Source organism: Streptomyces sp. M-16 (assembly GCF_052114405.1).
Taxonomy (GTDB): domain Bacteria; phylum Actinomycetota; class Actinomycetes; order Streptomycetales; family Streptomycetaceae; genus Streptomyces.
Window position 1 is genome coordinate 1 of the sequence record NZ_JBFRER010000132.1, and the last position, 25,626, is coordinate 25,626.

At 70.0% G+C, this 25,626-nt stretch carries 23 protein-coding genes and 4 pseudogenes; 16 read left to right on the top strand and 11 right to left on the bottom strand.

Translation table 11 applies throughout. The features are described from left to right. Window positions 1-332, bottom strand: a pseudogene (locus AB4039_RS36170) (replication-relaxation family protein); the annotation flags it as partial. A gap of 16 nt (window positions 333-348) precedes the next feature. After that, the gene (locus tag AB4039_RS36175) at window positions 349-891 is read right to left on the bottom strand and encodes a hypothetical protein (RefSeq protein WP_442272752.1); all 543 of its coding nucleotides are present in this window, start codon (window positions 889-891) and stop codon (window positions 349-351) included. Between the two features lie 600 nt (window positions 892-1,491). Here AB4039_RS36175 and AB4039_RS36180 point away from each other — a divergent pair. After that, complete coding sequence (locus AB4039_RS36180; RefSeq protein WP_442272753.1) at window positions 1,492-2,715, top strand: serine hydrolase domain-containing protein; 1,224 nt, start codon at window positions 1,492-1,494, stop codon at window positions 2,713-2,715. A gap of 104 nt (window positions 2,716-2,819) precedes the next feature. Next, a pseudogene (locus AB4039_RS36185) lies at window positions 2,820-3,041 on the top strand (IS5/IS1182 family transposase); the annotation flags it as partial. A 193-nt stretch (window positions 3,042-3,234) separates the two neighbouring features. Here AB4039_RS36185 and AB4039_RS36190 read toward each other — a convergent pair. Further along, a pseudogene (locus tag AB4039_RS36190) lies at window positions 3,235-3,795 on the bottom strand (Tn3 family transposase); the annotation flags it as partial. Between the two features lie 204 nt (window positions 3,796-3,999). Between AB4039_RS36190 and AB4039_RS36195 the strand changes: the two are divergent. The 4 genes from AB4039_RS36195 (at window position 4,000) to AB4039_RS36210 (ending at window position 6,506) form a co-directional block, all read left to right on the top strand. After that, window positions 4,000-4,431, top strand: coding sequence for a hypothetical protein (locus AB4039_RS36195; protein WP_266845652.1), 432 nt, complete (start codon window positions 4,000-4,002; stop codon window positions 4,429-4,431). A gap of 750 nt (window positions 4,432-5,181) precedes the next feature. After that, window positions 5,182-5,835 (top strand): hypothetical protein, encoded by a 654-nt coding sequence (locus AB4039_RS36200; protein WP_442272754.1) that lies wholly within the window; start codon window positions 5,182-5,184, stop codon window positions 5,833-5,835. A gap of 195 nt (window positions 5,836-6,030) precedes the next feature. Continuing rightward, the gene (locus AB4039_RS36205) at window positions 6,031-6,252 is read left to right on the top strand and encodes a hypothetical protein (RefSeq protein WP_266845649.1); all 222 of its coding nucleotides are present in this window, start codon (window positions 6,031-6,033) and stop codon (window positions 6,250-6,252) included. After that, window positions 6,252-6,506: a hypothetical protein gene (locus tag AB4039_RS36210; RefSeq protein ID WP_266845648.1), complete on the top strand. Its 255-nt coding sequence runs from the start codon at window positions 6,252-6,254 to the stop codon at window positions 6,504-6,506. Before AB4039_RS36205 ends, AB4039_RS36210 begins: the two co-directional genes overlap by 1 nt. Before the next feature lie 121 nt (window positions 6,507-6,627). Here AB4039_RS36210 and AB4039_RS36215 read toward each other — a convergent pair whose 3' ends face one another. Together AB4039_RS36215 and AB4039_RS36220 are read right to left on the bottom strand one after the other, a co-directional pair. Beyond that, window positions 6,628-6,792 (bottom strand): hypothetical protein, encoded by a 165-nt coding sequence (locus AB4039_RS36215; protein WP_266845646.1) that lies wholly within the window; start codon window positions 6,790-6,792, stop codon window positions 6,628-6,630. Further along, window positions 6,789-7,055, bottom strand: coding sequence for a hypothetical protein (locus tag AB4039_RS36220; protein ID WP_266845645.1), 267 nt, complete (start codon window positions 7,053-7,055; stop codon window positions 6,789-6,791). The genes AB4039_RS36215 and AB4039_RS36220 overlap by 4 nt, the downstream gene beginning before the upstream one ends. A 161-nt stretch (window positions 7,056-7,216) precedes the next feature. Here AB4039_RS36220 and AB4039_RS36225 point away from each other — a divergent pair, with 161 nt between their 5' ends. The 7 genes from AB4039_RS36225 to AB4039_RS36255 all read left to right on the top strand — a co-directional run bounded on the left by AB4039_RS36225 (window position 7,217) and on the right by AB4039_RS36255 (window position 14,958). Continuing rightward, on the top strand, window positions 7,217-8,269 hold the full coding sequence (locus AB4039_RS36225; RefSeq protein WP_442272755.1) for an NAD-dependent epimerase/dehydratase family protein: 1,053 nt from the start codon (window positions 7,217-7,219) through the stop codon (window positions 8,267-8,269). Window positions 8,270-8,761: 492 nt separating this feature from the next. Next, the gene (locus AB4039_RS36230; protein WP_442272756.1) at window positions 8,762-9,712 is read left to right on the top strand and encodes an aKG-HExxH-type peptide beta-hydroxylase; all 951 of its coding nucleotides are present in this window, start codon (window positions 8,762-8,764) and stop codon (window positions 9,710-9,712) included. Continuing rightward, window positions 9,709-10,857, top strand: coding sequence for a YcaO-like family protein (locus AB4039_RS36235; protein WP_266845640.1), 1,149 nt, complete (start codon window positions 9,709-9,711; stop codon window positions 10,855-10,857). Before AB4039_RS36230 ends, AB4039_RS36235 begins: the two co-directional genes overlap by 4 nt. 7 nt (window positions 10,858-10,864) lie before the next feature. Beyond that, window positions 10,865-11,599, top strand: a complete 735-nt coding sequence (locus AB4039_RS36240; RefSeq protein ID WP_266845639.1) for a class I SAM-dependent methyltransferase — start codon at window positions 10,865-10,867, stop codon at window positions 11,597-11,599. Window positions 11,600-11,632: 33 nt separating this feature from the next. Next, a complete protein-coding gene (locus AB4039_RS36245) occupies window positions 11,633-12,847 on the top strand; it encodes a cytochrome P450 (protein ID WP_442272757.1) in 1,215 nt (404 codons plus the stop codon). Between the two features lie 291 nt (window positions 12,848-13,138). Continuing rightward, on the top strand, window positions 13,139-14,728 hold the full coding sequence (locus AB4039_RS36250; protein ID WP_442272758.1) for an ISL3 family transposase: 1,590 nt from the start codon (window positions 13,139-13,141) through the stop codon (window positions 14,726-14,728). Window positions 14,729-14,769: 41 nt separating this feature from the next. After that, on the top strand, window positions 14,770-14,958 hold the full coding sequence (locus tag AB4039_RS36255; protein ID WP_078624200.1) for a hypothetical protein: 189 nt from the start codon (window positions 14,770-14,772) through the stop codon (window positions 14,956-14,958). 795 nt (window positions 14,959-15,753) lie between these two features. Here the strand turns inward: AB4039_RS36255 and AB4039_RS36260 are convergent. Both AB4039_RS36260 and AB4039_RS36265 read right to left on the bottom strand, forming a co-directional pair. After that, window positions 15,754-17,039, bottom strand: a protein-coding gene (locus AB4039_RS36260) for an IS3 family transposase (protein WP_442272759.1) whose coding sequence is annotated in 2 segments (ribosomal slippage) — window positions 15,754-16,766 and window positions 16,766-17,039 — 1,287 coding nt in all. Because the reading frame shifts where the segments join, the coding sequence is not laid out codon by codon here. 191 nt (window positions 17,040-17,230) lie between these two features. Then, complete coding sequence (locus tag AB4039_RS36265) at window positions 17,231-18,262, bottom strand: hypothetical protein (RefSeq protein ID WP_266845637.1); 1,032 nt, start codon at window positions 18,260-18,262, stop codon at window positions 17,231-17,233. 522 nt (window positions 18,263-18,784) lie between these two features. Here AB4039_RS36265 and AB4039_RS36270 point away from each other — a divergent pair. Continuing rightward, on the top strand, window positions 18,785-19,390 hold the full coding sequence (locus tag AB4039_RS36270; protein ID WP_442272760.1) for a transposase: 606 nt from the start codon (window positions 18,785-18,787) through the stop codon (window positions 19,388-19,390). On the opposite strand, the pseudogene AB4039_RS36275 reads toward AB4039_RS36270, so the two are convergent. From AB4039_RS36275 to AB4039_RS36285, 3 genes and pseudogenes are all read right to left on the bottom strand, one after another. Beyond that, window positions 19,347-19,643, bottom strand: a pseudogene (locus tag AB4039_RS36275) (hypothetical protein); the annotation flags it as partial. The gene AB4039_RS36270 and the pseudogene AB4039_RS36275 sit on opposite strands and share 44 nt — an antisense overlap. Before the next feature lie 158 nt (window positions 19,644-19,801). Beyond that, window positions 19,802-20,881: a helicase associated domain-containing protein gene (locus AB4039_RS36280; RefSeq protein WP_442272761.1), complete on the bottom strand. Its 1,080-nt coding sequence runs from the start codon at window positions 20,879-20,881 to the stop codon at window positions 19,802-19,804. Between the two features lie 282 nt (window positions 20,882-21,163). Further along, a complete protein-coding gene (locus AB4039_RS36285; protein WP_442272774.1) occupies window positions 21,164-22,414 on the bottom strand; it encodes a helix-turn-helix domain-containing protein in 1,251 nt (416 codons plus the stop codon). Here AB4039_RS36285 and AB4039_RS36290 point away from each other — a divergent pair. Next, entirely contained in the window at window positions 22,393-22,593 is a 201-nt protein-coding gene (locus AB4039_RS36290; protein WP_266845633.1) for a hypothetical protein, read from the top strand. The genes AB4039_RS36285 and AB4039_RS36290 overlap by 22 nt on opposite strands. Window positions 22,594-22,685: 92 nt before the next feature. Here AB4039_RS36290 and AB4039_RS36295 read toward each other — a convergent pair whose 3' ends face one another. Further along, window positions 22,686-24,068, bottom strand: coding sequence for a helix-turn-helix domain-containing protein (locus AB4039_RS36295; RefSeq protein ID WP_442272762.1), 1,383 nt, complete (start codon window positions 24,066-24,068; stop codon window positions 22,686-22,688). Between the two features lie 211 nt (window positions 24,069-24,279). Here AB4039_RS36295 and AB4039_RS36300 point away from each other — a divergent pair, with 211 nt between their 5' ends. Next, window positions 24,280-25,566 carry an aminotransferase class III-fold pyridoxal phosphate-dependent enzyme gene (locus AB4039_RS36300; protein ID WP_442272763.1) on the top strand — a complete coding sequence of 429 codons (1,287 nt, stop codon included), beginning with the start codon at window positions 24,280-24,282 and terminating at the stop codon, window positions 25,564-25,566. Window positions 25,567-25,626 lie beyond the last annotated feature (60 nt).

The following is a 25,626-nucleotide window of genomic DNA, read 5'->3' on the forward strand; positions in this document are numbered from 1 at the left end:
GCCTCCAGGCCCTTGGTGGTCAGATTGCGCAGCGACTCCCCCGCACGGGTGGTGCCGCCGTTCTCGGCGAGACCATGCTTGCGCAGATCGGACAGCGCACCCGCATGCGAGGCCGTACGGGCCGTCTTCCGCTCAGAGGCGGTCGCCTTCGTCGTGTGCCGGTAGGTCAGGTGCGGGGAGGCGATCCACTGGATCTGGTCGGCCGTGGCCACCTTCAGCACCCCCAGCACGCGCAGCACATCGCCCCGCAGGTCGTTCGAGGATCCCGCCGGATTCGTCAGCCGCTTGCCTGCCATCAGCTCCACCCCTTCGCCGCTCGCGACCAGCTGCACCGGTCAGCTGTCCTCGTCACCGGTCCCGACGGCCTGTGCTGTCGATCGCCGTGGAAGTGCCGTTGGCACGTCGGTGGGGGGACCGGCCGGTGTGGGTGGGGGTGCCGTGGCAGCGGACGAGTTCTCGCGTGGCCCGGTGCAGGGCGAGCTCCATGGCGCGGGGTGTTGTCAGGGCGCCGCTTCCGTCGGGCGGTACAAGCCATCGCAGGTCTCCCCAGCGGCAGTGAGGGGCAGGGGCGGCAATCCATCCTCCCTGGGTGATGTGGCGGGTGCCGTCACCGACCCAAGTGGCCCCAGGGTCGGGAGGCAGGAAGAAGCCGACCTCACGCCGCCGGCCGTCCAGCAGTACAGGGCCGGGACCGACGCGAGGAAGGTCGTCGAGCATGTCCGCAGCGCGCAGGCCCAGGCACGCGGGAACGATCAGCACGTCCCATAGACGTCCGGCAGCTAACAGATGGATGCCGGCGCCGCCGCGGCGGCAGTCGCGCTCGTAGGCTTGCGGATCGTCGGCGGCGGCTGCCAGCCACTCCATCGCCTTCGTCCACTGCGTCAGCGCCATCACAAACCTCCTGTGTGGGCGGGCCCTGTGAGCCCGGTAGTCAACATCGGATCCGACCACCCTGGTGCTCGGCCGGAAGGCCGGGAAGGGAGGCGGAGGACGGTGCATGATGTTTCGGCGCACTCAAGGGGCGGACATATGCCGAACACACGCCCAGAACATGCATTCCACGGGGATTGCTCACTGAGCCACGGCCGACGCCCCCTACCAGCCCGATCCATCCGACCTGCGGTGCAGAAGAGCGGGCGGGCTGGTTCGGTGAAGTTCCCCTATCTGGCGGAGCCGCCCAACATTCATGGTTTAGACCGACCGGCATTTGGCGTCCGAGAGGTGGGGCGGGCACCAGCGGGCATGGGTCCGCCGGATCACTGAGTTCTCTACGCTCAGTCGTCAACTACGGCCATGGGCGCACTTCGTACGGACACGTCATCGACGCCTTGTCGCCCTTCCTGCAGTTCGTCGGGATGACGCGGTCTGATTGGCCCCGCCCGAGTCTCAGCAACGTTGGTCAGGACCTCGCCATGCACAGACTTAGCGAGGGACGGTCAGGGATGGGGACAGCCCCCGTATCAATCCGGGTATCAGCAGGATGGGCAACTGGTGCGGCGGCCCGGCACGCTGGGGCAGGTACGGCACAGGCAACAGAAACAGGAGCAATCGGTGAAGGCACGTGCAGGGGCCGCAGCACTGTGGGCGGGGATTTGCGCGGTGGCGGTATCAGGGATCTTCCCGGCGGCCGCGGCGGAGCGGGCGGTCTCGCCGCCCGTCGGCCTTAAGGAGGCCATCGAGCAGACGGTCGCGGACGGATTCCCGGGTGTCGTGGCTTATGCCAGGCACGGAGAGCGGGAGTCACGGACGGCGGCCGGGCTCGCGGACACGGCGAGCGGCGAGCGAGCCCGGCCGGACCAGCGGTTCCGGATTGCCAGTAACACCAAGTCGTTCGTGTCGACGGTGCTTCTTCAGTTGGAGGGCGAAGGGCGGCTCTCGCTCGACGACAGCGTGGAGAAATGGCTGCCCGGCGTGGTCCAGGGAAACGGCAACGCCGGCAGGGCCATCACCATCCGGCAACTGCTCAACCACACCTCGGGCATCTACGACCCCACCACCGAGCCGGAGTTCTTCGCTCCCTACCTGGAGCGCCACGAATGGGGCCACGTTTACACCCCTCGGGATGTGATCGCCCGCGCCGTCCGGCACAAGCCGCTGTTCGCGCCCGGCGGCGGCTGGGCGTACTCCAATACCAACTACCTGCTCGCCGGTCTGGTGATCGAGGCAGTCACACGTCACAGCGCGCCCTCCGAGATCCATCGGCGGATTCTCGCCCCGCTCGGCCTGAAGGACACCTCCTTCCCGCTGACCGACCCGGCCATCCACGGCCCTCATCTGCACGGGTACGACCTCACGGGACGCGATGTGACCCGATTCAGCCCGTCGTACGACTGGACCGCCGGCGCCATGATCTCCACGGTCAACGACCTGGCCCGTTTCCACCGGGCCCTGTTCACCGGCAAGCTGCTGCGCCCCGCCCAGCAGCGCGAGCTCCTGACCACGGTGCGGTTCCCCGACGCGCCGGCGTACGGACTCGGCGTGCAGCGCATGGACGTGCCATGCGGCTCGGAGCCGGACACCAGGCCGATCAGTGCCTGGGAGACCGATGGCGGCGGACCCGGCTTCACCAGCGTGTCCCTCACCACCGCCGGCGGTGAGCGACAACTGGTCCTCGCCGTCAATGTCTACGACCTCGGCGCGGACCTGAAGGGTGAGCCGCCCGTCCCGCGAAGCAAGGGACTGATGAAGGCGCAGATGGCAGCCCTGTGTGACTGAGGTGGCGTCATGTAATCGCGGGTGACGTCGCACTGTGCGCGGCGCAGGACCCGGCAGGAAGCGGGACACGATGACCGCCCACTCAGTGATCACGAAGGACGGCCGTGCCCGCAGTGCCATCTTGCCTGCTCGAACCCCTGTGGGACCAGTTCGCCGCACTCCTGCCCGCCCGGGGAGAGTTCGTCGCGGACCACCCGCTGGGCTGTCACCGCCGCCGGATCGCCGACCGGACCGTCTTCGAGCACATCGTGCTCGCGCTGGTTCATGGCTCCGGCTACGAACGCATCTCCACAGCCGGATGCTCCGACCGAACGATCCGACGCCGTGAGGCCACCCGGACGGCGGGGCCCGCGAACACTGAGCGGTCGTACGAGGATCGCTGGCGGGCCTTCGACCGGGAAGGCTTCAACCTGCCCCCGGAGGACAAGTAACCGCTCACAGGCCGTGTCCTCCCTGCCTGGTTGCCGACCGCACCTTCGCCGACCAGCTACGGCCCGAGATCGGCGGCGCCGCCCGGCTTCACTCCGCGCCGTCGTCGTCCTCGTCCAGCTCCGGCGCGTCGGGGTCGCGTAGCGGGCGCAGGGCGCCGGCGGCCGGGGCGGAAGCGGTGAAGCTGTAGCGGCCGAGCAGGTTCAGATTGCGGTGCTTGAGCGGGGAGAGCCGGGCGAGGTCCTCGTCGCGGACCTCGTGGCCCTCGGCGCGGAGCTGAGTGACGGCGGCGTCGATGTACCGCGTCGTCCAGAGCACGATGGCGTCAAGGACCAGGCCGAGCGCGCCGAGCTTGTCGACGTTCAGCTTCACCCACCCGTTGTCCTGCACCTCGATGGAGACCTTCGCCGCCGGCCCCGCCTCCTGAAGCCRTTCGGCGAGCTGCTTCCACCCGGCGTCCAGGCCCCGCACCAGCTCCGCCAGGTGCTCCTCCACCGGCATGTCCAGGCTCAGGGCCGCCAAGACGTCCTCGCACACGGCGTCCCACTCGGGGCCCTCCAGCAGGCGGGCCCGCGGGTTGGACCAGCGGTGCGACGGGGCGGCGAACACGTCACGGTTGTTCAAGGCCCGGTGCAGCTGCTCCAGCACCAGTCCCGAGGCCGTCATCCTGTCCGAGACCATGGAGGGCGTGCAGGAGGCGTCACGGCACGACGACCGTGCGCTTGACGTAGAGAGAAGGCCGGCTACCTGAGGAGCGGCTGCTCTCGGGCGACCTCCGTGCGACGGAGGAAGCACCGATGGCTCCGGCTCGCAGACCGTTTGCCTTCAGTGCCTGGCGCGGTGTGACATGTGGGCATGAGCAGAATGGCGCAGGTCATCGTGTTGGCCCGGTACGAGGATGAGGTGATGGAGCCGCTGACGCGGGCGGACGAGGCCCGCACCTGGCAGGGCTGCTTCGTGCAGATCCCCTGGTTCGTCGGAGGCTGGCACATCGAATTTGAGCGGTGGAACCGGCGCCGCGGGGTGCTCGAGGACCTGGAGTCCCTGCCCTGGAACGAGCCTGCCTGCGTGCAGGTCATGCTGCACGACGAGGACGATGACGTGTTCGGTCTGTGGATGTTCCGGGACGGAGTTCTCGTGGAAGTGGGGATCCCCGGCACCCAGCGGGTGCACTGCGCTTCCTCGCCGTGGGACGTGGACCCTGGCTTCCTGGTCCGGACGGGTCTGGGCAGGGGAGAGGATCGGCACTCGCCAAAGCAGGTACAGGACCCGCGGTTGTGCTGGTGACCCGGCGCAGCCAGGGGCAGGACAAATACTGAAGCCGCTGTTTGCCGGTCCTGCCCGGGTCTGGACCGGTTTCGTCCGGTTCCGGGCAGGGGCGGCCGGAGAGGCTTGGGAGGGGGCGCAGGTGCGGTCGCCGGCGTCGCCGAGCTGGAGTGGGGCCTTGGACGTCGTGTCGTCGTGGCGCAGGAGCAACGTGATGCTGCCCTTCGTGTAATCCGGGAACCACACGGCGTACAGGGTCCGGGCCTCGTCCGCGACGGTACCGACCCGGCGGACTTCCAGGGGTTCGCCGCCGCAGGTCGCAGAGGTCACCTGCTGGTGGTCGGCGGCGAAGAGACGAACCCAGCCATCGGTGAAGAGGGTTGCGAGCGGGGCCACCCCGCGCGAGTTCCCGATGGCCATGGGATCGGTGGCGCAGGCCCGCTCGGAGAATCCGGTTTCGCCGACCGACGCCCGGCACAGGCGCCGGTCGGACGTCTCCCAGGCGTAGGCGGCGCCGGCCGGCCAGGCCTCGACCAGCATCAGGCCCTGGGAGCCGGGGGCATCGGGGCCCACTGCCCCCGAGGTCATCAGGGTGGCACGGGTCCGGTTGATCACCTCGGTCAGATCCGGAGGCGAGGGAGTCGGCGCAGCGGTTGGGGCGGCGGCTTGAGTGGCCGACGGCCGCGCAGTGGTCCCTTCCCCGCCTGAACAGCCCGTCGAGGCAGTGACCAGCAATATCGCTGTCCCGAGGCAGCGCGAAGTACGTTTCGCATGAGTGTTCCCCCCTTCGGCGAACAGCTGCTTGCCCCTCGACGCACCGCCTCCCGGGCCGCGAGGCTCCTCCTGGCTCGCCGCTATGCCCTCGTCGCACAGTGCGCCTCAGCGATTCACGCCGCCGCCCAGGCCCGCAACGGCGGCGAGCGGAAGCCAGCAAGACTCAAGGAACTCTCCAAGAGACCGAAGGTGGTCCAGCGCGGTGTGCTGGACGCACACCACAGCCGAGGGAGCGTCCCCAGACGGTCCCACCGCACCAGGACGCTGAAGCTTCACGAACGGCAGGTCGCGTCAGCCCTGCGCGCGCTCGAAGCCAGACTCGACCAGGCCCCGAACGAAGCGCTGCGCGAGATCTCCGACGCACTACTGACCATCGCAGACCGATACTGCCAGACCCGGCTCGGAGAGCTGCTGGACGAGGAGCACCTCAGGGACGTCCCGCCGCAACGCGACTGGGACGTGCTGCGGTATCTCACGGCCTTCGGCCTGGGCGCTGGTGGCGTGACCGCGCTGGCACTGAGCGGCGTGATCCCGGAGAGCGCCGAGCCGTACGTCTACCCCATCGTTCTGCCCACGGCTCTCCTGATCGCGTTCGGACGCAACATCAGGCGCACCATCGACCTTCTTGGTGCCATCACGGGAGGACCGTGAGTCGTCTTCCATGCATAGTGACCAGCGTCGGTGGGAAGGACCCGTGTCCGAGCCGACCGCCGGACGGATTGAACGCACGGGGCAGTCCGGGCCTGACCGCAGGATGCGCGCGAGCACCGGGCTGCCGCTGCTCCTCTTCGCCTTCAGGGTTCCGGTCGCGTAGTCCTGCGCTAGCCTCGATGCACCATCTACGACTTGGAGGCCGCGATGCGGATCGTCTTCGACCCGGCCGAGCAGGAGGCCCTGCGGGCCGACGCGCGGGAGATGGCTGACAGCGACCCGCAGATCGCCTACGTCCTGGAGCGCCTGGCCGGCGAGGGCGTCGGCCTGGACGGCATCACCTCCTGGGAGGACCTGCGCGAGAACCTCGGGCAGCCGCCGCTCGACGACTCCGCTCCCACCTCCAACGTCGCCTGATGGGGCGGCACGGCGGCCCGAAGCGCGCCCGCATTGTCATCTACGACGTGGCGCAGGAGCAGATCGAGAGGATGACGGAGGCCGAGCGCCTCCGGCTGGACCCCGCTTTGGTGGCCATCTCCAGGAATCCCGAGATCGGTGTCCCCTCGAAGAACGGCTCGATCCGCGAGCACCGCCAGGACGGCGTGCGGATCCTTTACGTGCCGACAGCCCTCGGCACGCTGGTGCTGGTCGCGTACGTCGAGGCCGACTGACCCCCGAAGGCCGCAAACAGCCAGCCGCAGAGCCCCGGACTCAAGGTCCGGGGCTCTGCTCTTTCGTGCCGGGCCTGTGGCTACGCCCCCTGGGGTGCGGTACGTGCCACCAACCGCTGCTTCATTGGGCGCCCTCGATCCGGCCGACCACGAAACCCAGCTGCGCCGCACGCTGCTCCGCCGCCCGGTCCGCCTCACGCTGCGCCGCCAGCTGCGCCGCCGCCGCCGCGCCGACCGCGACCGCGAGGGCCTCCGCTGCCGCGATCTGCTCCGGAGTCGCACTCATCGCGCACCGCCCAGYGGCTCCAGCCCGAGGCCCCATTCGATGACCACCAGCTGGCCGCCGCCGTACGCGCGGCCGATCCCGGCCAGCACCTCGCGGTAGACCGCGACCTGCCAGCCGTGACCAAGGTAGCGGTGCCGTTCGCGAGGAGGCTCTGCTGCGCGCGGCGGCGCGACCGTCCTGCGGCGGGGTCCAGGGCAGTGCCAAGCCGTCGCCTGTCCGGCGGGGCAGGACGTGAAGATGAAGGTGTTCTTCGTGGTTTGCATGTCTCACGAGACATGGGCTCCTGGCTGTGAGTAGGTGCGGTGGTTCACCCGATTCGTGGCTCCCCCCAATCGGCCATGGGCGGGAGACCGGTGCCGACCGTAGAGTCCGTGCGCGAGAACACCCGTACGAGCAGGGGGCTGACATGGGCGGGAGTGCGGTCGTGGTCGGGGCCACTGGGCAGATCGGGACGGCGGTGGTGGAGCGGCTCGTCGGTGCCGGCTGGCAGGTGCGGGCTGTCAGCCGCGGCGGCGCACGCGAGGTGGGACGTGCCGGGTGGCCGCCGGAATGGGGCGTACGCACGCTGTGCCTGGACCGCGATGCGGAGGGCGCGCTCGGACGTGTGGTAGGCGGAGGCTGCGATCTGTTGGTGGATTGCGTGGCCTACACCTCCCGGCACGCCGACCAGCTGGTCGGGCTGGGAGGCCGGGTGGGCTCGGCCGTGGTGATCTCGACCTGCATGGTCTACCGGCAGGACGCTGCCGCAGGGATCGGCTCTCCCCGGTGGCCCTTGCCCGTGACCGAGGCACAGCCCGTCATCGCAGCGGATGACAGTACGTACGCGGGCGGCAAGGCCGCGGTGGAGCTGGTTCTGTGGGAGCGCGCGCCGTATCCGGTGACGGTTCTGCGGGCGGGAATGGTCCACGGCCCGTACTCCTCCACACCCCGCGAGTGGTACTTCGTGAAGCGGGCGCTGGACCGACGGCCGGTACGGCTACTGGCTCATGGTGGTGCGGGCATCTGCCACCCGACGGGCACCCGCAATCTGGCCGCGCTGGTCCTCGCGGCGGCGGCGCTGCCGGGACGGCGGGTCTTGAACGCCGGGGATCCTCGGCCTCCGAGCGTACGGGAGATGGCCGGCGCATTCGACGCGCTGCTCGGGCACCGGCCCGTGGAGTATCTGTTGGAGGGGCCCGGTGAGCCCGGTCTGGGCATGACGCCGTGGTCGCTCGCCCACCCGCTGGTGCTCGACACGGCCAGGGCGGAGCGGGAGCTCGGCCATCGGCCCGTGCACGACTATGCCGGATCGCTGCCTGAGACCGTGGCGTGGCTGATGGAGGCGACCGGGGGCCGGGACTGGCGGGAGGTCTTTCCTCGTCTCGCGGCACGCTGGGGGCGGTCGGCCTTCGACTACGAGGCCGAGGACCGGGCGGTGGCGGCCGGGCATGTGAGCGGCGTGCCGCTCATAGCAGTCGACCGGGACCGGCGGAACTGAGGGGTCATTCGGTTTCCGGACAACCTGGTGGGGGTGCCGAGGAATGACCGGGCTGAATGGGCATTGTTGCCATGAGCCGTGCGGTAGTGGCCGGGTTGAGGCCCACCGTTCCCCATCTGCGCCGATGGCCCGGTTTATCGACAAGGACCTCGTCTCGGAGTCGACGCAAGCCGGTATCAGGCCCTGCCCGACCTGGGCCGGTATCCACGTCTGGGCACGGGCCGTCATTGGCAGTGACCTTTCTCTCGCCAACCATGGGGCTGCCGGTGGATGCCTGCCGAGAAGCGGTGGGGTCGGTGAGATGAAGGGATTCCGTCATGAACGAGGAGATCCAGCACATCGAAGAGGTCGAGGAAGAGGAGCTTCCCGAGCTCGCCCTGATGATCGACCTTCCGGAGTAGCAGTCGGCGCGCGATCCCGTACAGGTGCGGCGGGCCGGGTGGCCCGCCGCACCTGTACGTCCCAACCTCCCTGTACAGGAAGGAGCACGGCATGCAGGTGGAGCCGGACGCCCGGCAGGCCGCCGCTGACCGGGGTGAACTGACCCGGTGCATGGGCCTGGTGCTCGAACGGGCCGCGCTGCCGCTGCCCCCGGCGCAGGCGCTGCACCGGCCCGCCGTCGTCGAAGTGGTCCACACGGTGCAGCGGGAACTGCGGTCGGGCCCTCTCGGCGCGGACCGGCTGCGGGAACTGGAGACGCGCCTGGTCCTGGGCCCCGCGCCGATGTGCGCGCCCGTGGACCCGCAGGACCACCTCAGCCGCAGCCTGGCTCGTGCCCTTCGCTCCGTGCCGGTACGTGCCGACGTCCGAGGGCGGCCCGCTGTCTCGGAGGTCGCCGGCTGGCAGGCCGGCGAGCGACGGGTGCTGGAGGAGGCGCTGACCCTGCTGGAGGAGGTTTGGCCACAGGGCGCCGCGGAGACGCGGGAGACGGTTGCCGAGGTCGCCCTGCTCGACGGAAACGCCATCGAGGGATTCACCGACTTCACCGTCCACGGAGCCGTCCTCGTCAACCGGACCCGGCTGAGGGAGGGAGCGAACGGACTGCCGGGGCCGGTGYGTTGCGCCGAGGCTCTGGTCCACGAGGGCGCGCACACCCGGTGCAACGCGGCCGCCTCGCTGGAGCCGTTCCTGCTGCCCGACCCGGGAGCCGCTGGCGGCGGGGAGCCCCCGGGCGGATCGGGCGGGTTGCTGGTGGCCACACCGCTGCGGGCCGATCCCCGCCCGTTGAGCGGGCTCTTCCAGCAGGCCGTCGTGCTGGCCCGCAGCGTGCTGTTCTACCGGCGGCTTACCGTGGCGGGTGCGGCGGCGTCAGAGCGGCACGCGAAGCTGGCGGAGGGCGGTGCGATGGCCGTCCGCACCCTGGACGCGCATGCGGACAGCCTCACCCCGCGCGGTCGGCGGGTACTGGAGGAGTGTGCGAGCGTGCTGGGAGGGCGCGGGTGAACGCCTGGACGCCGCAGGTCTTCGCTCCGTATCCCGGCCATCCGGACGTCCTGCTGGCGCGCGTCGCCGCCCGCTCGGCCGCCTTCGAGGGGACCAGTGCGGCCGACGGAGACCGTGTGATCGTCGGCAGCGCCGCCGGGCACGATCGGGACCAGGTCCTACGCGGTGCGCGCGGGGAACTCCTGGAGCGGATCGGAAACGTGATGGCCGGTCGGGCGGCCGAGGCGGGCGGCGGGGTCGTGGCGACACGCGCCGAGCTGCGAGGCACGGCGCAGGCTGTACTGGCGCCACCGGTCAGGCCCGACAGCCGGCGCTTGTGGGTGCGCGGACGTACGGTTACGGGCAGGCCAGTGTATGTCGCGGCGGGCACCGTGTTCCTTCAGCACCGTCCACCGCCCGGCTGCGAGGCACTGCCTCCGGCCGGCTCCACCGGACTCGCCTCGCACACCGACCCGCGGTCTGCTGCCCGCCATGCCGCCTGGGAGGTCCTGGAGCGGGATCTGATCCGGCGGAGCTGGTACGGACTCGCCGGCCGGCCTCCCCGGGCACTGGTCGCGGCCCCCGACGGGCCGCTCGGCGATCTCTTCGAGGCCCAGGGCCTGGTGGCCACCGCGTTCGCTCTGCCCGCACCGCCCGGCGCCCAGTGCGTGGTCGTGTGCCTGCACCGGCCGGACGGCACGGGCCAGACGTTCGGGGCGCGCTGCGGGCCGCCGGACACGGTCGAGTCGCTCGTCGGGAAGGCAGCGTACGAAGCCCTCATGGTGCGGTGGAGCATGCACAGCCCCGTGGCTCGCGCCACCTGGGAGCGGTGGCGGGGCGATGGCCCTCCGCGAACCGCTGTGCAGCACGCTCTGTGGGCGTACCACCGGCAGGACAGTCTGAGCCTGTGGAAGGTGGCCGGAGCCACCAGTGTCGCCACGGCCCCCGTCCACAAGGCCGCTTCGCCGGTCGACCCCCTCGACGTTCTGGCCAGGCACACAGGCCGCGATGTGGTCCTCGTGGAGACGGACGGAACACCGGCCCGCGACGCCGGAGTGAGCGTGGTCCGCGTCCTGGCGCCTGGAGCACTGCCGCTGCCGTCCGGCCCTCCGCCTGCGGGTTTCGAACCCGCCTCCGGCCACGCCCACCCCCACCCCTTCGGATAGGAGCCCCATGGCGCCCCAGCCCTCCCAGCCCGACTACGCCACCGAGTTCGCGGACGACTACGACCGCTTCTTCGGCAAGCCCGGGATCAGCGGCACCACGGTGGACGCCCTCGCCGCGCTCGCCGGGACCGGGCCCGTACTGGAACTGGGCATCGGCACCGGAAGGATCGCCCTGCCGCTGCGCGCCCGCGGTATCGACGTGCACGGCATCGACGGTTCCGAGGCCATGCTCGGCCGGCTCCGTGCCAAACCCGCAGGGGCCGAGGTCCCCGTCACTCTCGGGGACTTCTCTCAGGTCCCGGTCACCGGCAGCTTCAGCCTCGTGTACCTGGCGGCGGGGACCTTCTTCGAACTGCGGGACCAGGAGAGCCAGGCCCGGTGTTTCGTGAACGTGGCCCGCCGGCTCTCCCCGGGTGGCCTCTTCGTCTTCGACTCCCACGTCCCGGAGGCCCTCGCCCGGGCCGCCGGCGGATCGGAAGTCGTCTCCGAGGACGAGGACCATCTCGTCCTCTGCCACCGGCGCGTCGATCCCTCCGCCCAGCGCTACCGCTCCCACTACGTCATCCACGAGGACGGCCGCACCCGCCACCTGCGGGTCGAGTTCCGCTACGCGGGCCACGGCGAACTGGACCTGATGGCAGGACGGGCCGGTCTCCGTCTGCGCGAGCGCTGGGGCAGCTGGGCGGGCGGGCCCTTCACCAGGGACAGCGCCTACCACGTCTCCCTCTACGAACGACCCTGACCGCCCCGCTTCACTGCACGGATGGAGCATCACATGAGCCGCCCCGACGGCCTGCTGCCGTTCCCCTTCCCGCACACCGACGGCCTCGCCCCACTCCCCGAGCTGGCCGATCTGCGGCGCGACCGGCCCGTCGTCAAGGTCCGTCTGCCCAGCGGCAGTACGGCCTGGCTGGTCACACGGAACGCCGACGTGCGCAAGGTACTGGCCGATCCGCGGTTCAGCCGCACCCGTGCCCCCCGGGAGCAGGAGGCCCAACGCGTTCCTGCCACCGGGCCACGGACCGCAGGGCGCCGCGCCACGGTCCTGCCCGACTCGATCCTCGCCAGCGATCCGCCCGACCACTCGCGCCTGCGCAGGCTGATCTTTCCGGCCCTGACGGTCCGCCGAACCGAAGCCATGCGCCAGGACATCGCCGCTCTCACCCACGACCTGCTCGGCGCCATGGAACCGGCCGAGCGTCCCGCGGACCTCGTCACCCACTTCACCCGCCCACTGCCCCTGACCATCATCTGCGACCTGCTCGGCACATCGCGGGTGGATGCCGACCGGCTCGATGCCTGGGACGAAGTGATGCGCAGCGTCACGGCCACGAACGCGGAAGTGAGCGGGGCCGTCGAGGAGATGACCGGCTATCTCGCCGGCCTGGTTGCCGCCAAACGATCCCACCCCGGCGACGACATGCTCAGTGTGCTCATCGCGGCCCGGGACGAGGGCGACCGGCTCAGCGAGGGCGAACTCATCTCCTTCTGCGTGGTCCTCCTCGCGGGTGGCTACGGCACCACGGCAGACCGGCTCGCCGGACTGGTCCACCTCCTGCTCGAACAACCCGACCGGTACACGCTCCTGCGCGATGAACCCGCCCGGATCCCGAACGCGGTCGAAGAGCTCCTTCGCTATGCGCAGGCCAGCATGGGAGCGAACATCCGAGTGGCAACCGAGGACGTCGCCCTGGGCGGGATCACGGTCGCCCAGGGCGACGCCGTCCTCGCACTCACCTCCTCCGCCAACCACGACGAGAGCGTGTACCGCGCGCCCGACCTCCTCGACCTCACCCGCGCCGCCCCCTTGCACCTCGCCTTCGGCCACGGCGCCCACTTCTGCGTCGGCGCGCAGCTCGCCCGCGTCCAGCTCCAGGAAGCCCTCAGGGCCCTCACCCGCCTACGGCCGGGCCTGAGCGCCGCCGGACCCGCCCAGTGGAAGACCGGGCGCACCTCACGTGCCCCCCGCACACTGCCCGTCACCTGGTGACACTCACTGCCGGGCTGCGACGACGTCGAGTCTCGTGATCCACGACCACGTCCTTCCTTCACCCGGCGCCCGGCCGTCGCGTGTCGGAGCCCTCGCCCGCCTTCGAAGGAAAACGGGTTCTGGCACAGATCTTGGGGAGCCGCTACGGAGCGTTACCCCAATGTTCGATTGTGAGGAGACGGGTTCGCGTGAGACCGCGTACGCCTTGGTCGTCCGCGACGCTGATTGACGCTCCCTCAGGTATCTGCTGGCCGCTGCTGCGGGCGGTTGTAGACGGTGATGGTGCTGGTCATGCAGACCGATGCACCGTTCTGGGAGTCGCTGGTGTTCGCCGGGACCGACGATGTGGACGTCGAGGCGGTGACGGCCGCGTTCGGCACGGTCGAGGTCGTAGCGAGAGGCCGCGCGGCCGGCTCTGCATGTCCGGACTGCGGCCGCTTCTCGGACCGGGTCCACGATCGGTACCAGCGCAGGCTGAAGGACCTTCCGCTCGCTGAGCAGGGCTTCGTGATTCGGCTGACGGTCCGGCGCTTCATCTGTGGAGCGGCGGACTGCCCGCGCCGGACGTTCGCCGAGCCGTTTTCCCGGCTGGCCGCCCCGCACGCACGGTTCACCACGCGCCTCAACCACACCCTGGAGCGAGTGGGGCTCGCGCTGGCCGGACGGGCCGGAGCCCGACCGGCCGCCCAGCTGGGCTTCGGCGCGGGACGGATGACCTTGCTACGCAGGGTCATGGCACTGCCCGATCCGCAGTTCAGCACGCCGCGGGTGCTGGGCGTGGACGACTTCGCGATCCGTCGCGGCCAGACCTACTCCACCGTCTTGACCAGCGTCGAAGACCATCGCGTGGTCGACGTGCTCCCAACCCGTGAAGCCGGACCGCTGGCCGCCTGGCTGATCCGCCACCCCGGCGTGGAGATCATCTGCCGAGACCGGGCGGGCGCCTACGCCGAGGGGGCCCGGCGCGGTGCCCCCGGTGCTCTGCAGGTCGCCGACCGGTTCCATCTGTGGCAGGGCCTCGGCCGAGCCGTTGAGACCTGCGTCGCCGCCCACCGCGAGTGCCTGCGCAACCCGTCGCCCACCGGCACACTGCCAAGCGCGACCCGTCCCGACCCCGGTTGGCCGCAGGACGACTCGGCACCTGTCGGCCGGCGAGCCGAGCGGAAGAAGGCAGCGCACGCCTTGGTCCACGAGCTCCTTGTCCAAGGTTATTCACGCCGGACGATCGCCCGGCACCTGGGCTGGGGCCTCAACACCGTCCTCCGGTACGCGAACGCCGCACGCTGGCAAGACACCCTCCGCGAGAACCGCCCCCGGCCCAGCAGACTGGACGCTTACAAGCCGTATCTGGAGCGGCGGTTCGCCGAGGGATGCACCAGCGTCACCCGACTGCACGGCGAACTCATGCCCGCCAACGCGCCCGTCACCTACCAGATGGTCCGCGCCCACATCGCCACCCTCCGCGGGACGCCTGCCGGCACGCCGACGAGGCCTCCGACGGTGCGGCAGGTGACCGGCTGGCTCACCCGTCACCCCACGACCCTGACCGAGGAAGACCAGGCCGCTCTGAAGGACGCCCTGGCACGCTGCCCCGAACTGGACACGGCCGCCGGGCATATCCGCGACTYCGGCGAAATACTCACCGACCGGCTCGGCTCCACACTCCCCACCTGGATCGACGCAGTCGACGCCAGCCAACTACCCGGCCTCACCAACTTCGCACTCCACCTGCTCCGGGACCTCGACGCCGTGACGACCGGCCTCACCTTGGACTGGAGCTCCGGCAGCATCGAGGGCGCCGTGAACCGCATCAAGAAGATCAAGAGGCAGCTCTACGGTCGAGCCGGATTCGACCTACTCCGCAAGATGATCCTCCTGTAGCAGCTTGTAGTGTGGGGAGACTGTCATGAGGGGTGATCGAAATAAGCAGGCGACGGTACGTAGCCAGGGGGGTACCCGGCGGGTATCGCATTTGGGACAACAAGGGGCAGCGGTGGTGGGGTGACCACTACGAGCTCTGTCCTGACGCTCTCCTGACGGAGTTGAACGGCGCTGCCGAACCCGCGAAGCTCACCGCTCTCCTCAAGCAGTACCGAGCACAGAAACGCTGACGGAGCGAGCGGCCGGTTTGGAGCGTGGTCGGGTGGGCGTGGCCGAACTGGCCTCGGCCGACTTGTTTGACTGCTCGATGAGTGGCGGCAGCGTCCAGCTCAGCACTTCTGTCGGCGGCGCTTGAATCGTGGTTCTGGATCAATTTTCACCCGTCGCCGACACACTTCTCCCCTTGGACGGCCGACCCGCTCACCTGATGTCCAGGAAGCACCTCCTCGAACATTGAGGTGACGCTCCGCGACGGCTCCCCAAGATCTGTGCCAGAACCGGAAAAACATCAGTTGCCGGGACGACGCCTCGCGATGGAGATCGCAGACGGTAGGCACATGCCCGTCAACACGATTGGCCTGACAGCGGCTCCGATCCCGCTGGTCCCGCTGCCCCGGTGTCTGTGCCGGTTGCCATCCGCCGTCGACTTCGGCAGGGGGCGCATGAGAGGACTGCAGGACGACACGGACCCGCTTGCCGATCAACCGGACCGGCACCGAGTAGCGGTTCACGCGGACCGCGATCTGTCCCTAGCGGTCGCCCCGCGGCACGGCGTCGCCCCCGACGAGCCGGTCATCCGGGACAAGGCCATCGCCCGCCTCACGACGGTCTCCAGGAGAAGCAGGCCGCCCCAAGGAACCAGAGCAAGGCCCAGCGCATCCAGACGTACGGCGCGAAGCAGTTCAGCGACGATCCTGAAGGTCGGCCTTGCCTCGTATGAGCCTCTTTTGCCAAGCGCTCACTCGTATGCGGATGCACTGGCTGAACCGTTCCGACTTTCCTGCCGGTGGTTTGTTGGCCGGTGATCAGTCGGCTCCTGGTTCTGTGTCAGCGTAGTGGGCTGCCTCGCACTCGGTGGGGCTGATCATGCCCAGACTTGAGTGCAGGCGGCGGTTGTTGTACCACTCGACCCATGAGGCGGTGGCGTACTCGACGTCCGAGACCGTTCTGCAGGGACCGTCGTGGAAGACCTTGGTGCGTATGCACTCGGCCTTGTAGAGGCCGTTGATCGTCTCCATCAGCGCGTTGTCATACGCGTCCCCGACGCTGCCGATCGAGGGGCGAATCCCTTCGATGCTCAAGTGCTCGGTGAAGCGCACACTCGTATATTGCGACCCGGCATCCGAGTGGTGAATGAGCTGGCCGCGTCCCACGGGGTTGCCCTCGTGGGTGCGACGCCACAAGGCCATCCGCAAAGGCACGTCGACCAGCTCCACGTCCCGCTTGGCCGAGGCGTGCCAGCTCACGATCTTCTGGGAGAAGCAGTCGACGATGAACGCGACGTAGGTGAACGACTGATACGTGCGGACGTAGGTGAAGTCGGTGATCCATTTCCGGTTCGGTGCCGGGGCCGTGAAGTCGCGGTCCAGCAGGTCCGGGGCCCGCGCGTCGTCGGGGTTGGGGATCGTGGTTCTCGGTCTTCGCCCGCGGACCGCGCCGTTGAGGTCGAGTGAGCGCATGGCGCGGTCGACGGCGCCGAACCCGGCCTCGGGCAGGAGAGTGCGGCGGATGAGAGCCAGCATTTTGCGCCGGCCATAAAGCCCTTCGGGAGCCAGCGCACGCTCACCGGCCGTGTTGGTAGTGAAGGCCAGCCGGCGGACAGCATCTTCGACCAGGGCGTCGGTCACGGTTCGGGCCGCGGCCACATTGGACGGGCCGGCTGGGGCAGACCAGGCCCTCAGGGTTCGTGCCGCGATCTTCAGCCCTGCATGTTTCAGGGCGGTGAGGATCGACTCGACGGCATACCCGGTGGCCCGCATCTGATCGGCGAACGCCACGATCAGCGGTTTCGGGGGTCGAGCTCCCCCGCGAAGAAAATCGTCGCGGACTTCAGTACCTCGTTGACCTCTCGCAGGCGCTTGTTCTGCGCCCGCAGCCTGCGCAGTTCCTCCCGCTCGTCCGTGCTCACGCCCGCGACCTGGCCGGCGTCGACCTCGTACTGCATCACCCAGCGCCGCACCGACTCCCGGGAGACGCCAAGGGAATCAGCGACCTGGATGTGCAGTGCGCGCTCGGAGGAGTACTGCGCACGATGCTCTGTCACCAGCCTCACGGCCTGGCTACGAAGGGCTGCGTCAATCTTCTTGGGCACGAGACCCATCCTCTCTGATAGCTCACAACGGAGCGGCAGAGAAGTCAGAACGGTTCATCCTGGGGTGATCGCGGTCGGTGCCGGGCGTGCGAGAGCCCAGTCGGCCTGACGGGCGATCTTGCGCGCTTTGACCGGGAACCGCCACGGCTGCTCACTGATGGCCAGCGGGAAGCTGACATTCCGGTACCCGGCTACTTGGGCCTCTCCGTTGCCGTGGCGCTGGAACAGATGGGGCGGGTGCGGGCGGCGTAGGAGCGTCCGGCTACAACGAGGCCGATGCCCAGACCGGCGAATGCCAGGCCGCCGAACTCGGCAAACCAGGTGATCCCTGAGCTGGTGGTGAACGGCGGGGACGGCTTGATCTTGGGCAGCACACCGGCAGCCATGAGCGGGGCCATGATGAGGAGGGCGGCCCCGTACATCGTCAGTGGGATACCGGTCAGCCAGGCCGGGATCAACGGCAGCAGGCGCGGGACTCGTCGTCCGGACAAGAACAGCGTCCAGCGGGGGAACACCTGCCCCCACGCGTACAGCAGCCCCAGCAGCAGGAAGATCCCGACCATCGCGGCCAGCACGGTCACATCGATCCCCGCCGACGCGGTTGCCTTCGACGGCCCCGACGCGCCGACGCTCGTCGTCCTCTGCCAGTCGTCGCCCGCGACGCCGAGCGCGTTGCCGCCCAGCGTCCAGATGGTCTTGGCTCCCGCCCACGGCAGGAGTCCGCCCATGAGCAGGTACACCGCGACGCGGGTCCGCCTCGGGGCTCGGGAGGCGGCTGGGTGGGCAAGCGGGCCGTCGGCTGCGCCGGCGTGCGGCCGCCCGCATCGCGGGCAGTCTCCGCGTAGCCGTCGGCGGTACGACAAACCGACGAGGAGCAGGAGGGCGGCACCGGCCGTGTTCAGCAGCACCTGGGCCAGCCCGGTGGCGCTCTCGATCCCCGAGAGCGTCGCAGTTGTCACGAAATAGATCGGCAGCCCGTTCGTTCCCACGACGAACACCGGGAGGGCCACGATCAGCGCCGTCGCTACCGCAACCCGGCCGAGCTTGGCGAGAGTTCGGGTGCTGGCCAGGCAGGCGCCGCCGGCCAGGAGCGCGAGGGCCGCCAGGAAGAGCTGGACCCCCGGCGCGTACGCGGAGTGCTCCTTCCATTGCACGGTGGTGCCCGTCACCGCCCAGGTGACCTCGACAGCGGCGTACAACAGGCCCCACACTGCAGCGACCATGGGCGCCCACACAGGCCACCGCCGCCACCACAACATCCGCCCCGGGCTTGCGGTCGGCGGCTCAGGAACGCCACTTACCTCCGAGTTCGCAGGAACAACCACCGTGACCCCCGTATATCCGGATTGCCGACGCTCCAAGATTCCGCGTCACCCGCGCTGATCACATCCATCCCACGGATCATCCGGCCTCCCCCGCGCGGGGGAAGCCGGATCGTGAGTGTCAGCCCGGCCGGAGGATTACGGTGCGGTGCGCCGACCGTTGTCGTAACGATCAGGGCGCTTGCCGATCGGACGGGAGTCTCGATCGGGTGATTACGGGCCGTGGGCGCATAGAGGCAGGGCCTCCTGCACAGTTCGGGGATTGTCGAAGTCCTACCGAGCAGCAGAGAGGCCCTGTTGTCCATGTCTGTCGCGCTCGTGCCTGTTACGTCCAACTGCTGCGTGTCGTCGTGTGATTGCCTCGCTCACGTATACGGGAATGCGGTCGACCACGGTGTGCGCGTTCGACGGTATCCGTCGGACATGACCGATGCCGAGTGGGCCCAGGTCCGCACCGCGCTGCCCACGCCGGGGTGGTTGGAGGGCAGGGGCGGGCAGCCGGAGGCGTACTGCCACCGGGCGATGTTGGACGCGGTCCGCTACCTGGTCGACAACGGAATCAAGTGGCGGGCGATGCCCGCGGACTGTCCGCCGTGGGACCGGGTATACGCGTTCTTCCGCCGCTGGCGCGACCTGGGTTCGCTCGGCCTGCTGCTCGGGGTGGTGGTCACCGCCGCGGATGTCGGTGACCGCGCCGCCGCCGAGGTGCTGCTCGCCCAAGTGGCCGACGCGCACCACCTGCTGGAGCTCATCTGGGCCGACGGCGGCTACACCGGCGGACTCATCACTTTCTGCCTCACCGCCCTGGCGCTGGTCCTGGCCATCATCAAACGCAGCGACGACCAGAAGGGGTTCGTGGTGCTACCCAAGCGGTGGATCGTCGAACGATTATTCGCCCACCTGATGCGCACTCGCCGCCTGGTGCGGGACTTCGAACGCCGCACCAGCACTGCCGAGGCGATGATCTACTGGTCGATGACCCTTCTCATGACCCGCCGCCTGGCCCGGCCACGTCCTTCGCGAGAGTGAACCGCCCCGGCGCGGGCTCGGCCAGCCAGTCCCGGGCCACCAGCCTCTTCGCCTTCGACCGCAACGCCTCCACCTTCGCCGGCACCACCTCCAGGCCGAAGCAGGCGGCCATCTCCTGGCATGAAAGCGGACCTTGACCGAGCCGATCGCGGTCGGCCAGGACCCGCAGGATGCGCTGATAGTCCACCGACAGTGCCGACCAGCCCAGCCCCGCACGCCACATCGGCACCACCGATTTCGCCTTCGCCGACTCCGCAGGCTTGGGCCGGACCTGCTGTTCACCGGGATCCCGCAAGACACGTCACCACTCCCACGAGACCGGCGACCCTATGCCTGACCAGCGAGAACGCGGTCCTCAAGTCCGGAAAGGCAACAGCCACTAAACCCGGGCACGTCACCCCGCGCCGTTCCTCACCAGTGGATGCCCAGCTCGTCGAGGGCGGCGATCTGCTGGGGGGTAAGGCTGCCTTCGCGGTTGCGGGCGCGTTGGACGCTGAGCCAGGCGTCGAGGCGCTTGCCGTTGACGTTCGTGCCGACGGGCGGGCGAAGGTGGCCGTGTGCGGCCTGGTACTGGCGGGCGTCGTCGAAGCGGGCCTGCCAGGCCTGATCGATCCGTACGTCGGCGACGCCGCGGCCGGGAGTCCAGTCAATGCCGAGTTCATTGAGCGCAGCGGCACGGTCTGGCGGGAGGGTGCCGCGTTGGTGGGCGGTGCGCTGGCGGCGGAGCCATACGGGCAGGTCGACTCCGGCGGGTCTGCTCGCCGGCGCCCCTCCCGGCCCCGGCCGTGCCGGTTCCGTTCTGACACGTGAGCGGCTGGCTACGTAGGTGAGTGTCTGATTGGGAACCCGGCGATCATGAGGCGGGCCATTCAGGTGGCCATGTGAGGCGGAGGTGACCCCACCGGGCCCGTGCGGCGTCAGCGGTGAGGTTGTGGGGGCGGCCGATGTCTTCCCAGGTCGTACCTGCTGCCCGGTCCGCGATGACCGCAACGCGGACCGGCTCCCTGGCCAGGTGCGCGAAATCGGCGGCAGCGGTGCTGTGCTGCAGCCCGGCCGTCGATCGCCTCGGTCAGAGCCTGCTCCAGGGCCTCGCACCGGCCGCGGATCTCCCAGCCGATCTGGAGCAGGGCAACCCCGGCCCGTACCGCGGCGGCTGCCCGCTGCCGGTCCCGATAGGCCGCCTGCCTGCACGAACGCGGCCGAGGGCAGTACCGGCGCCCACGTTCGGCCGGGATCTCCAACCCGCACCACGCACATGTGTCGTCGACGTTGCCCTGTTTTGGCTGGTGAGGGCGGAAGCCGGGCCCGTTGCCGTCGTCGAGCAGGTAGTGGACTCCGGCGCTGCGCAGGGTTGCGATCGCGGGGGCGAGGGCGGGGTGCTGGGCCTGGGCGGCGTTGATGTAGGGGAGGGCAACGACGGGGCGTTCGGGGATGCCGAGGGCCTCGGTGATGAGGCCGAGAGCGAGGGTATCGGCGTGGCCGGCCGCCCATTTGGTGGTGGTGTTCAGCGTTGTGGGGGCAACGAGGAGTGCGGCGGGGTCGGGCAGGACGTCGCTCTGGGAGGGCAGTTTGTAGGTGTGGCGTACCGGTGCCCGGTCAGCTGCCGCCAGGCGTCGAGTTCGCTGTCGCCGTCGGCTTCTTCGATGGACCAGCGGTGGGCGGCGGGGGTCAGGACGAGGGGGACGTCCCACCCGCGGGCCTGGGCGGCCTTGATGCCAGTGGTGATGCGGCGGGCGGGCGGGGCCGCGCAGGAGATCACGTACAGGGTCTGGGTCACGCGGGTAGTCCACAGCGCCCGGCGAGTGCGCGCAAGCGGCCCTCGGCGGTCCCGGCGCCCAGGAGGCGGAGGTCTTCGACGAGTTGGTGCGTACGGGGGCGGCCGAGGACTTCTTCGGGGGCTTCGCGCTCGGCATCCAGCAGGGTGTCGACGGCCTTCTCCCGCTGTCCGGCCTGGGTGTAGGCGTGGGCGAGGTCGGTCAAGAGGTGGGCGCGGCGTTCTCGGGGCAGGGCCGCGCGCTCGTCGGCGGTGATGGTCTGGGCGACGGCGGCTCCGGCGGCGCCTTCGTACAGCTTGACGTGGGTGGCAAGGCGGTAGAGGGCAACGTTGGTGGGGCTGAAGGCAGTGAACAGGGCGTTGCCGTCGGCATCGCGGGGAAGCTGGTGGGCGTGTGCGTCGGCCTGGTCCAGCAGGCCGGGAACCTGGCGGGCGGCGGCGGTGGCGCGGTGGTCGGTGAGGGCAGCCGCGGCGGCCTGGGCGATGGCGGCTTTGAGGTAGAGCATGCCGAGGGTGGACAGTCCGGCTGGGCCGCGGGCGGTGAGCTCATTGGTGAGGCGGGTGGCGGCTGTCTGGGCGAAGGCTGCTGCCGCGTGGGGGTGCCCGTCGGCAGTGAGTGCGTCAGCGAGATGGCGGGCTGCGGAGGCCTGGATGACGGGATCGCCGGAGCGCTCGGCGGCGATGACCGCGCGGTGGCCGGCGAGGGAGGCGATGTCGGGGGCTCCGGCTTTGATCGCGAAGGCTTCGGTGAGCTGGAGGGTCATGGAGAGGGCGCGGTACGCGGCGAGCTGGTCGTCGCCCTGGTGGAGCGCGGCGGCTTGGGTGGCATCGGTCAGGAGTCCTGGCATGCGGCCACCAAGGCTGGTGAAGGCGGCACTTGACTGGAACAGGCGCCAGGCGTGGTGGACGGGTCGGCGCAGGGTCTCCACGTCGATGGGGTCAGCGGGGGTGACTGGGGCTCCGGTGACGATGTCGTGGCGGTGCAGGACGGCCCTGATCGCATCCATCTCGTCAGCGTGAGCGTGATCATCGGGGGTTCCGGCGAGGAGTACGGCGAGAGGGACGGCGAGAACGCGGGCGGCCGCTTCGAGGACGGACAGGCGGGGATCTGCCTGACGCGAGCCGGCTTCGAGATCCTGAACCCAGCGTTTGCTCTTGCCCATCAGCGCGCCGAACTGGGTTTGGGTCAGGCGGCGAAACCGGCGCCGCGCTCGGACTGCTTCAGGGTGTGCGGGTACTCGGCCGGGGATCCGACCTGCTGGTTCCCGCCGGCCGCTACGGAACCTACGCTGCCGCCTGGCTCAGCGGTCCCCACGACGACGACCCGCAGCACTTCATTGACCCCGGCCGGCTCCGGGATGCGCTCCTGGCCGTCGACAGCAGGCACCTCGCCCAGGCGCAGAAGATCAAGAACGCCTTCGCCGAGTAGGCGGCCGCCCCGTACTCCTCCACCCCCAGGCCCTCGTACGCCGCCTCACCGGCAGCGGCCGGGGGCCTCTGTCAGCTGTCCATGGACAAGTCCTAGCTGTGCAGAACGCCGGTGCGGGCGGCGATGCCTCGGAGTTCGGGTGTGGTGCGTCCGGAGAGCAGCAGGCCGGAGACGAGGGATTTCACGGCTGGGCGGGCGTGGGTTTCCTGCGGGGCCCAGTACTCGGCTTGGAGGAGGGCGCGGATGCATTCGTCTCGTCGGCCCCATTGCGCGAAGGCCTTCGCGCGGTCGGTGAAGTAGAGCGCGCGCCGCTCCGTGGTCGGGAGCGCCTGGGGAGCGAGGGCATCGGCTGCGGCGATGGCGGCCGAAGGGTCTCCGGCGGTGTTCTCCGCCGAGATCAGGTGGAGCTGGACGGTGGCCCAGCTGAACCCGCCGTTGGTGTCCCGGAGGTGGGTGACGGAGCCCAGGGTCTTGGCAATGGCGGTGGCCTCGCTGGTCAGCTCGCGCATTCCGGCTTGGTCGCGTTGGTGGGCGACGGTGTAGGCGGCGCACTGGATCAGCAGGCCTCGCTCGGCGGTTCCGGCGTTGCCGAGTTCGCGCAGGGCCGGGTCGTCGGCGGCGTTCAGGGCGAGGGTCAGGGCCTGGTCGTGCCAGCCGGCCTTGCGGGCGAGGACGGCCTGCTGGCGGGCCGCCTCCGCGACCGCCACGGGCGCCCCGCCGGCGGCGGCGAACTGCCGGGCGCGGTCGGCGGCCATCCAGCCGAGTTGCGGCTCGTCGAGCTTGATGAGGATGCGGGTTGCCAGGAGGTAGGCCTGCGCCAGCACGGGGAAGTTGTCGCCGCTCCCGGTGGACCGGTGTCCGGCGGAGATCAGGCGGGGGAGCCGTAGGGCGAGGCTGGAGCACGAGCAGTTGTTGAAGTCGGCCGTGGCGCGGTGCAGTTCTGCCGCGAGTAGGTCCGCGGGCGTGTCGGGGGCTGTGCGGTCCAGCCCCAGCATCGCGTCGCGCAGCCCGGCGGTGAGCGTCTCGCCGAGCTGTGCCTCTTCGGTCTTGGCCGGGGCGGCGCCGGCGACGGGTGCTCCCATGGCGGCCGCCGCGGTGACCGCCAGGTTCGCGAGCAATTGCCTTCGCGTGCGCACCGGGTCCTCTCCGTCCTCGTGCCCTGGGCTTCCCAGAGTAGGGGCCGGGCGGCTGGGGTACGGGCCGGTTCGCTGACTGAGCGAGTCCGGATCTGCGTCCGGGGCCGGTGCGAGGCCGAGGGCCTGCGGTGGGATGTCGAGCGCGCGGGCGAACCTCTGGAGCACGGAGACATCCGTCATGGCGGACTTTCCGCGTTCTAACCGGGATACCTGGGCGGCCGAGTAGCCGGTCAGCGACCCGAGCTCGGCCAGGGTCATTCCCTGGGTTCTGCGTGTTCTGCGGACTACCTCGCCGGGTGTCGCCGCAGGTGTCACCTGTGGCTTTCGAACTGCATCCATAACCCCGTCCCGGTGTAGTGGCCCCTCAGAGGTGGGGCTCGCACGCGGCCGTCCGTCTTTGCACGAGATGCAAACTCCTTGCAGCCCTGCGGCTACGGACTGTTGTACCGCGTTCTGGTGCGGTGGTCTTGGAGTTGCCGCGGTCCACCAGCACCGCGCACTCCCCACCCAGTGAGTACACCCAAGAAGGGACTTCTCCGTGGATCGGTACTTGCAGCATCGCGAACGTCTGCTGACGTCGTCCAGGCCCCTGCCGGACTTCGAAGCCGTGGGCTCGAACGGGCCCTGGCTGCACCTCACCGACGGCCGCCCGATGTTCGACGGATCGAGCGGACTGCTCTGCGTGAACGTCGGGCAGGGCAGTCCGGCGGTCTTTTCCCGCATCGAGAAGCAGTTCTCCCGCTACTCGTTCGGCGGGGCCGCCGTCGTCCAGCCCCACATCCAGATGGAACTGATGGACCGCCTGTGCCAAGCGGTGGGCCGGCCGGAGGACTCCGTCGCGCTGACCACGTGCGGGACGCTCGGCGTCGAGGTCGCGGTGGGCCTGGCGAGGAACATCGTGCGGGTCCGCGACAAGAAGGCGCGCCGGGACATCCTGACGTCCAGCCTGAGCTACCACGGCAACAGCGTGTTCACCCTCAGGGTCGCGGGAAACCAGATCCGCAACCCTCGCCCCGAAGACCGCTACGGCCTCGGCCCCGCCTTCCCGGCGCCCTACCCGCCGACGCACGGCCACGCCCACGACGGGCACGGATGTGACGCCTCATGCGCCGACGAGGTGGCGCTCGCGATCGACAGCAGGGGCTCACAGAACGTCGCAGCGGTCCTGATCGAGCCCGTCAACGGGACCACGGGCGGCGCCTTCGTGCCCCCGGACGGATACCTGCGGCGGGTGTCGGAGATCTGCCGGGAACGGGGCGTCCTGGTCATCCACGACGAGGTCCTGACCGGGCTGTGGCGCACCGGTACACCGCTGGCGAGTCACCACTGGGACGGGTGCGAGCCCGACCTGGTCATCCTGTCCAAAGGCCTGGGCGCCGGCTACGTCGGCGTGGGCGCGGTGCTGGTGTCGCCGGAGATCGCGCCGCTGCTGCGGCACGAGGACGTGGACCCGCTGCCCGCGATGGGCACCATGGCCACCCATCCGCTCATGGCGGCGGCCTGTCTCGGCGTCCTGGACGAGCTGGAGTCGATGGACTTCGGCGCCTTCACCGCTCGCGGAGAGCGTCTCGGAGCGTCGCTACGGTCCCTGACCGGTCGGGCGGCGGTGCGCGAAGTCCGGGGCGCCGGCCACCTGTACGGGGTGGAGGTCGTGTCCGGCCTGCTCTGGCCGCTGATGGAGGAGTGCGAGCGGCGCGGCGTCTTCTTCTACCCGTTCACCGGAGCAGGTGACCCGCGTAGCGAGGGCCTGGTCGTCGCTCCCCCGCTGAACTCCAGCGACGAGGACATCGACTTCCTGGCCGCCGCGCTGACCGACGCGGTCGCCTCCCTCAGCTGATCCGTCCCGCCGCTCCCCTGCCGTGGGCGGCGGACCGTCTCCAAGCAGAAACCGAGGACA

Bases quoted from the DNA above. Each gene is read 5' to 3' on its own strand.
- AB4039_RS36195 (WP_266845652.1), top strand. From the start codon at position 4,000: ATGAGCAGAATGGCGCAGGTCATCGTGTTGGCCCGGTACGAGGATGAG.
- AB4039_RS36175 (WP_442272752.1), bottom strand. From the start codon at position 891: ATGGCGCTGACGCAGTGGACGAAGGCGATGGAGTGGCTGGCAGCCGCC.
- AB4039_RS36280 (WP_442272761.1), bottom strand. From the start codon at position 20,881: ATGGGCGGCCGGCCACGCCGATACCCTCGCTCTCGGCCTCATCACCGA.
- AB4039_RS36295 (WP_442272762.1), bottom strand. From the start codon at position 24,068: ATGGATGCAGTTCGAAAGCCACAGGTGACACCTGCGGCGACACCCGGC.
- AB4039_RS36265 (WP_266845637.1), bottom strand. From the start codon at position 18,262: ATGGTCGCTGCAGTGTGGGGCCTGTTGTACGCCGCTGTCGAGGTCACC.
- AB4039_RS36240 (WP_266845639.1), top strand. From the start codon at position 10,865: ATGGCGCCCCAGCCCTCCCAGCCCGACTACGCCACCGAGTTCGCGGAC.
- AB4039_RS36245 (WP_442272757.1), top strand. From the start codon at position 11,633: ATGAGCCGCCCCGACGGCCTGCTGCCGTTCCCCTTCCCGCACACCGAC.
- AB4039_RS36215 (WP_266845646.1), bottom strand. From the start codon at position 6,792: ATGAGTGCGACTCCGGAGCAGATCGCGGCAGCGGAGGCCCTCGCGGTC.
- AB4039_RS36270 (WP_442272760.1), top strand. From the start codon at position 18,785: ATGACCGATGCCGAGTGGGCCCAGGTCCGCACCGCGCTGCCCACGCCG.
- AB4039_RS36200 (WP_442272754.1), top strand. From the start codon at position 5,182: ATGAGTGTTCCCCCCTTCGGCGAACAGCTGCTTGCCCCTCGACGCACC.
- AB4039_RS36210 (WP_266845648.1), top strand. From the start codon at position 6,252: ATGGGGCGGCACGGCGGCCCGAAGCGCGCCCGCATTGTCATCTACGAC.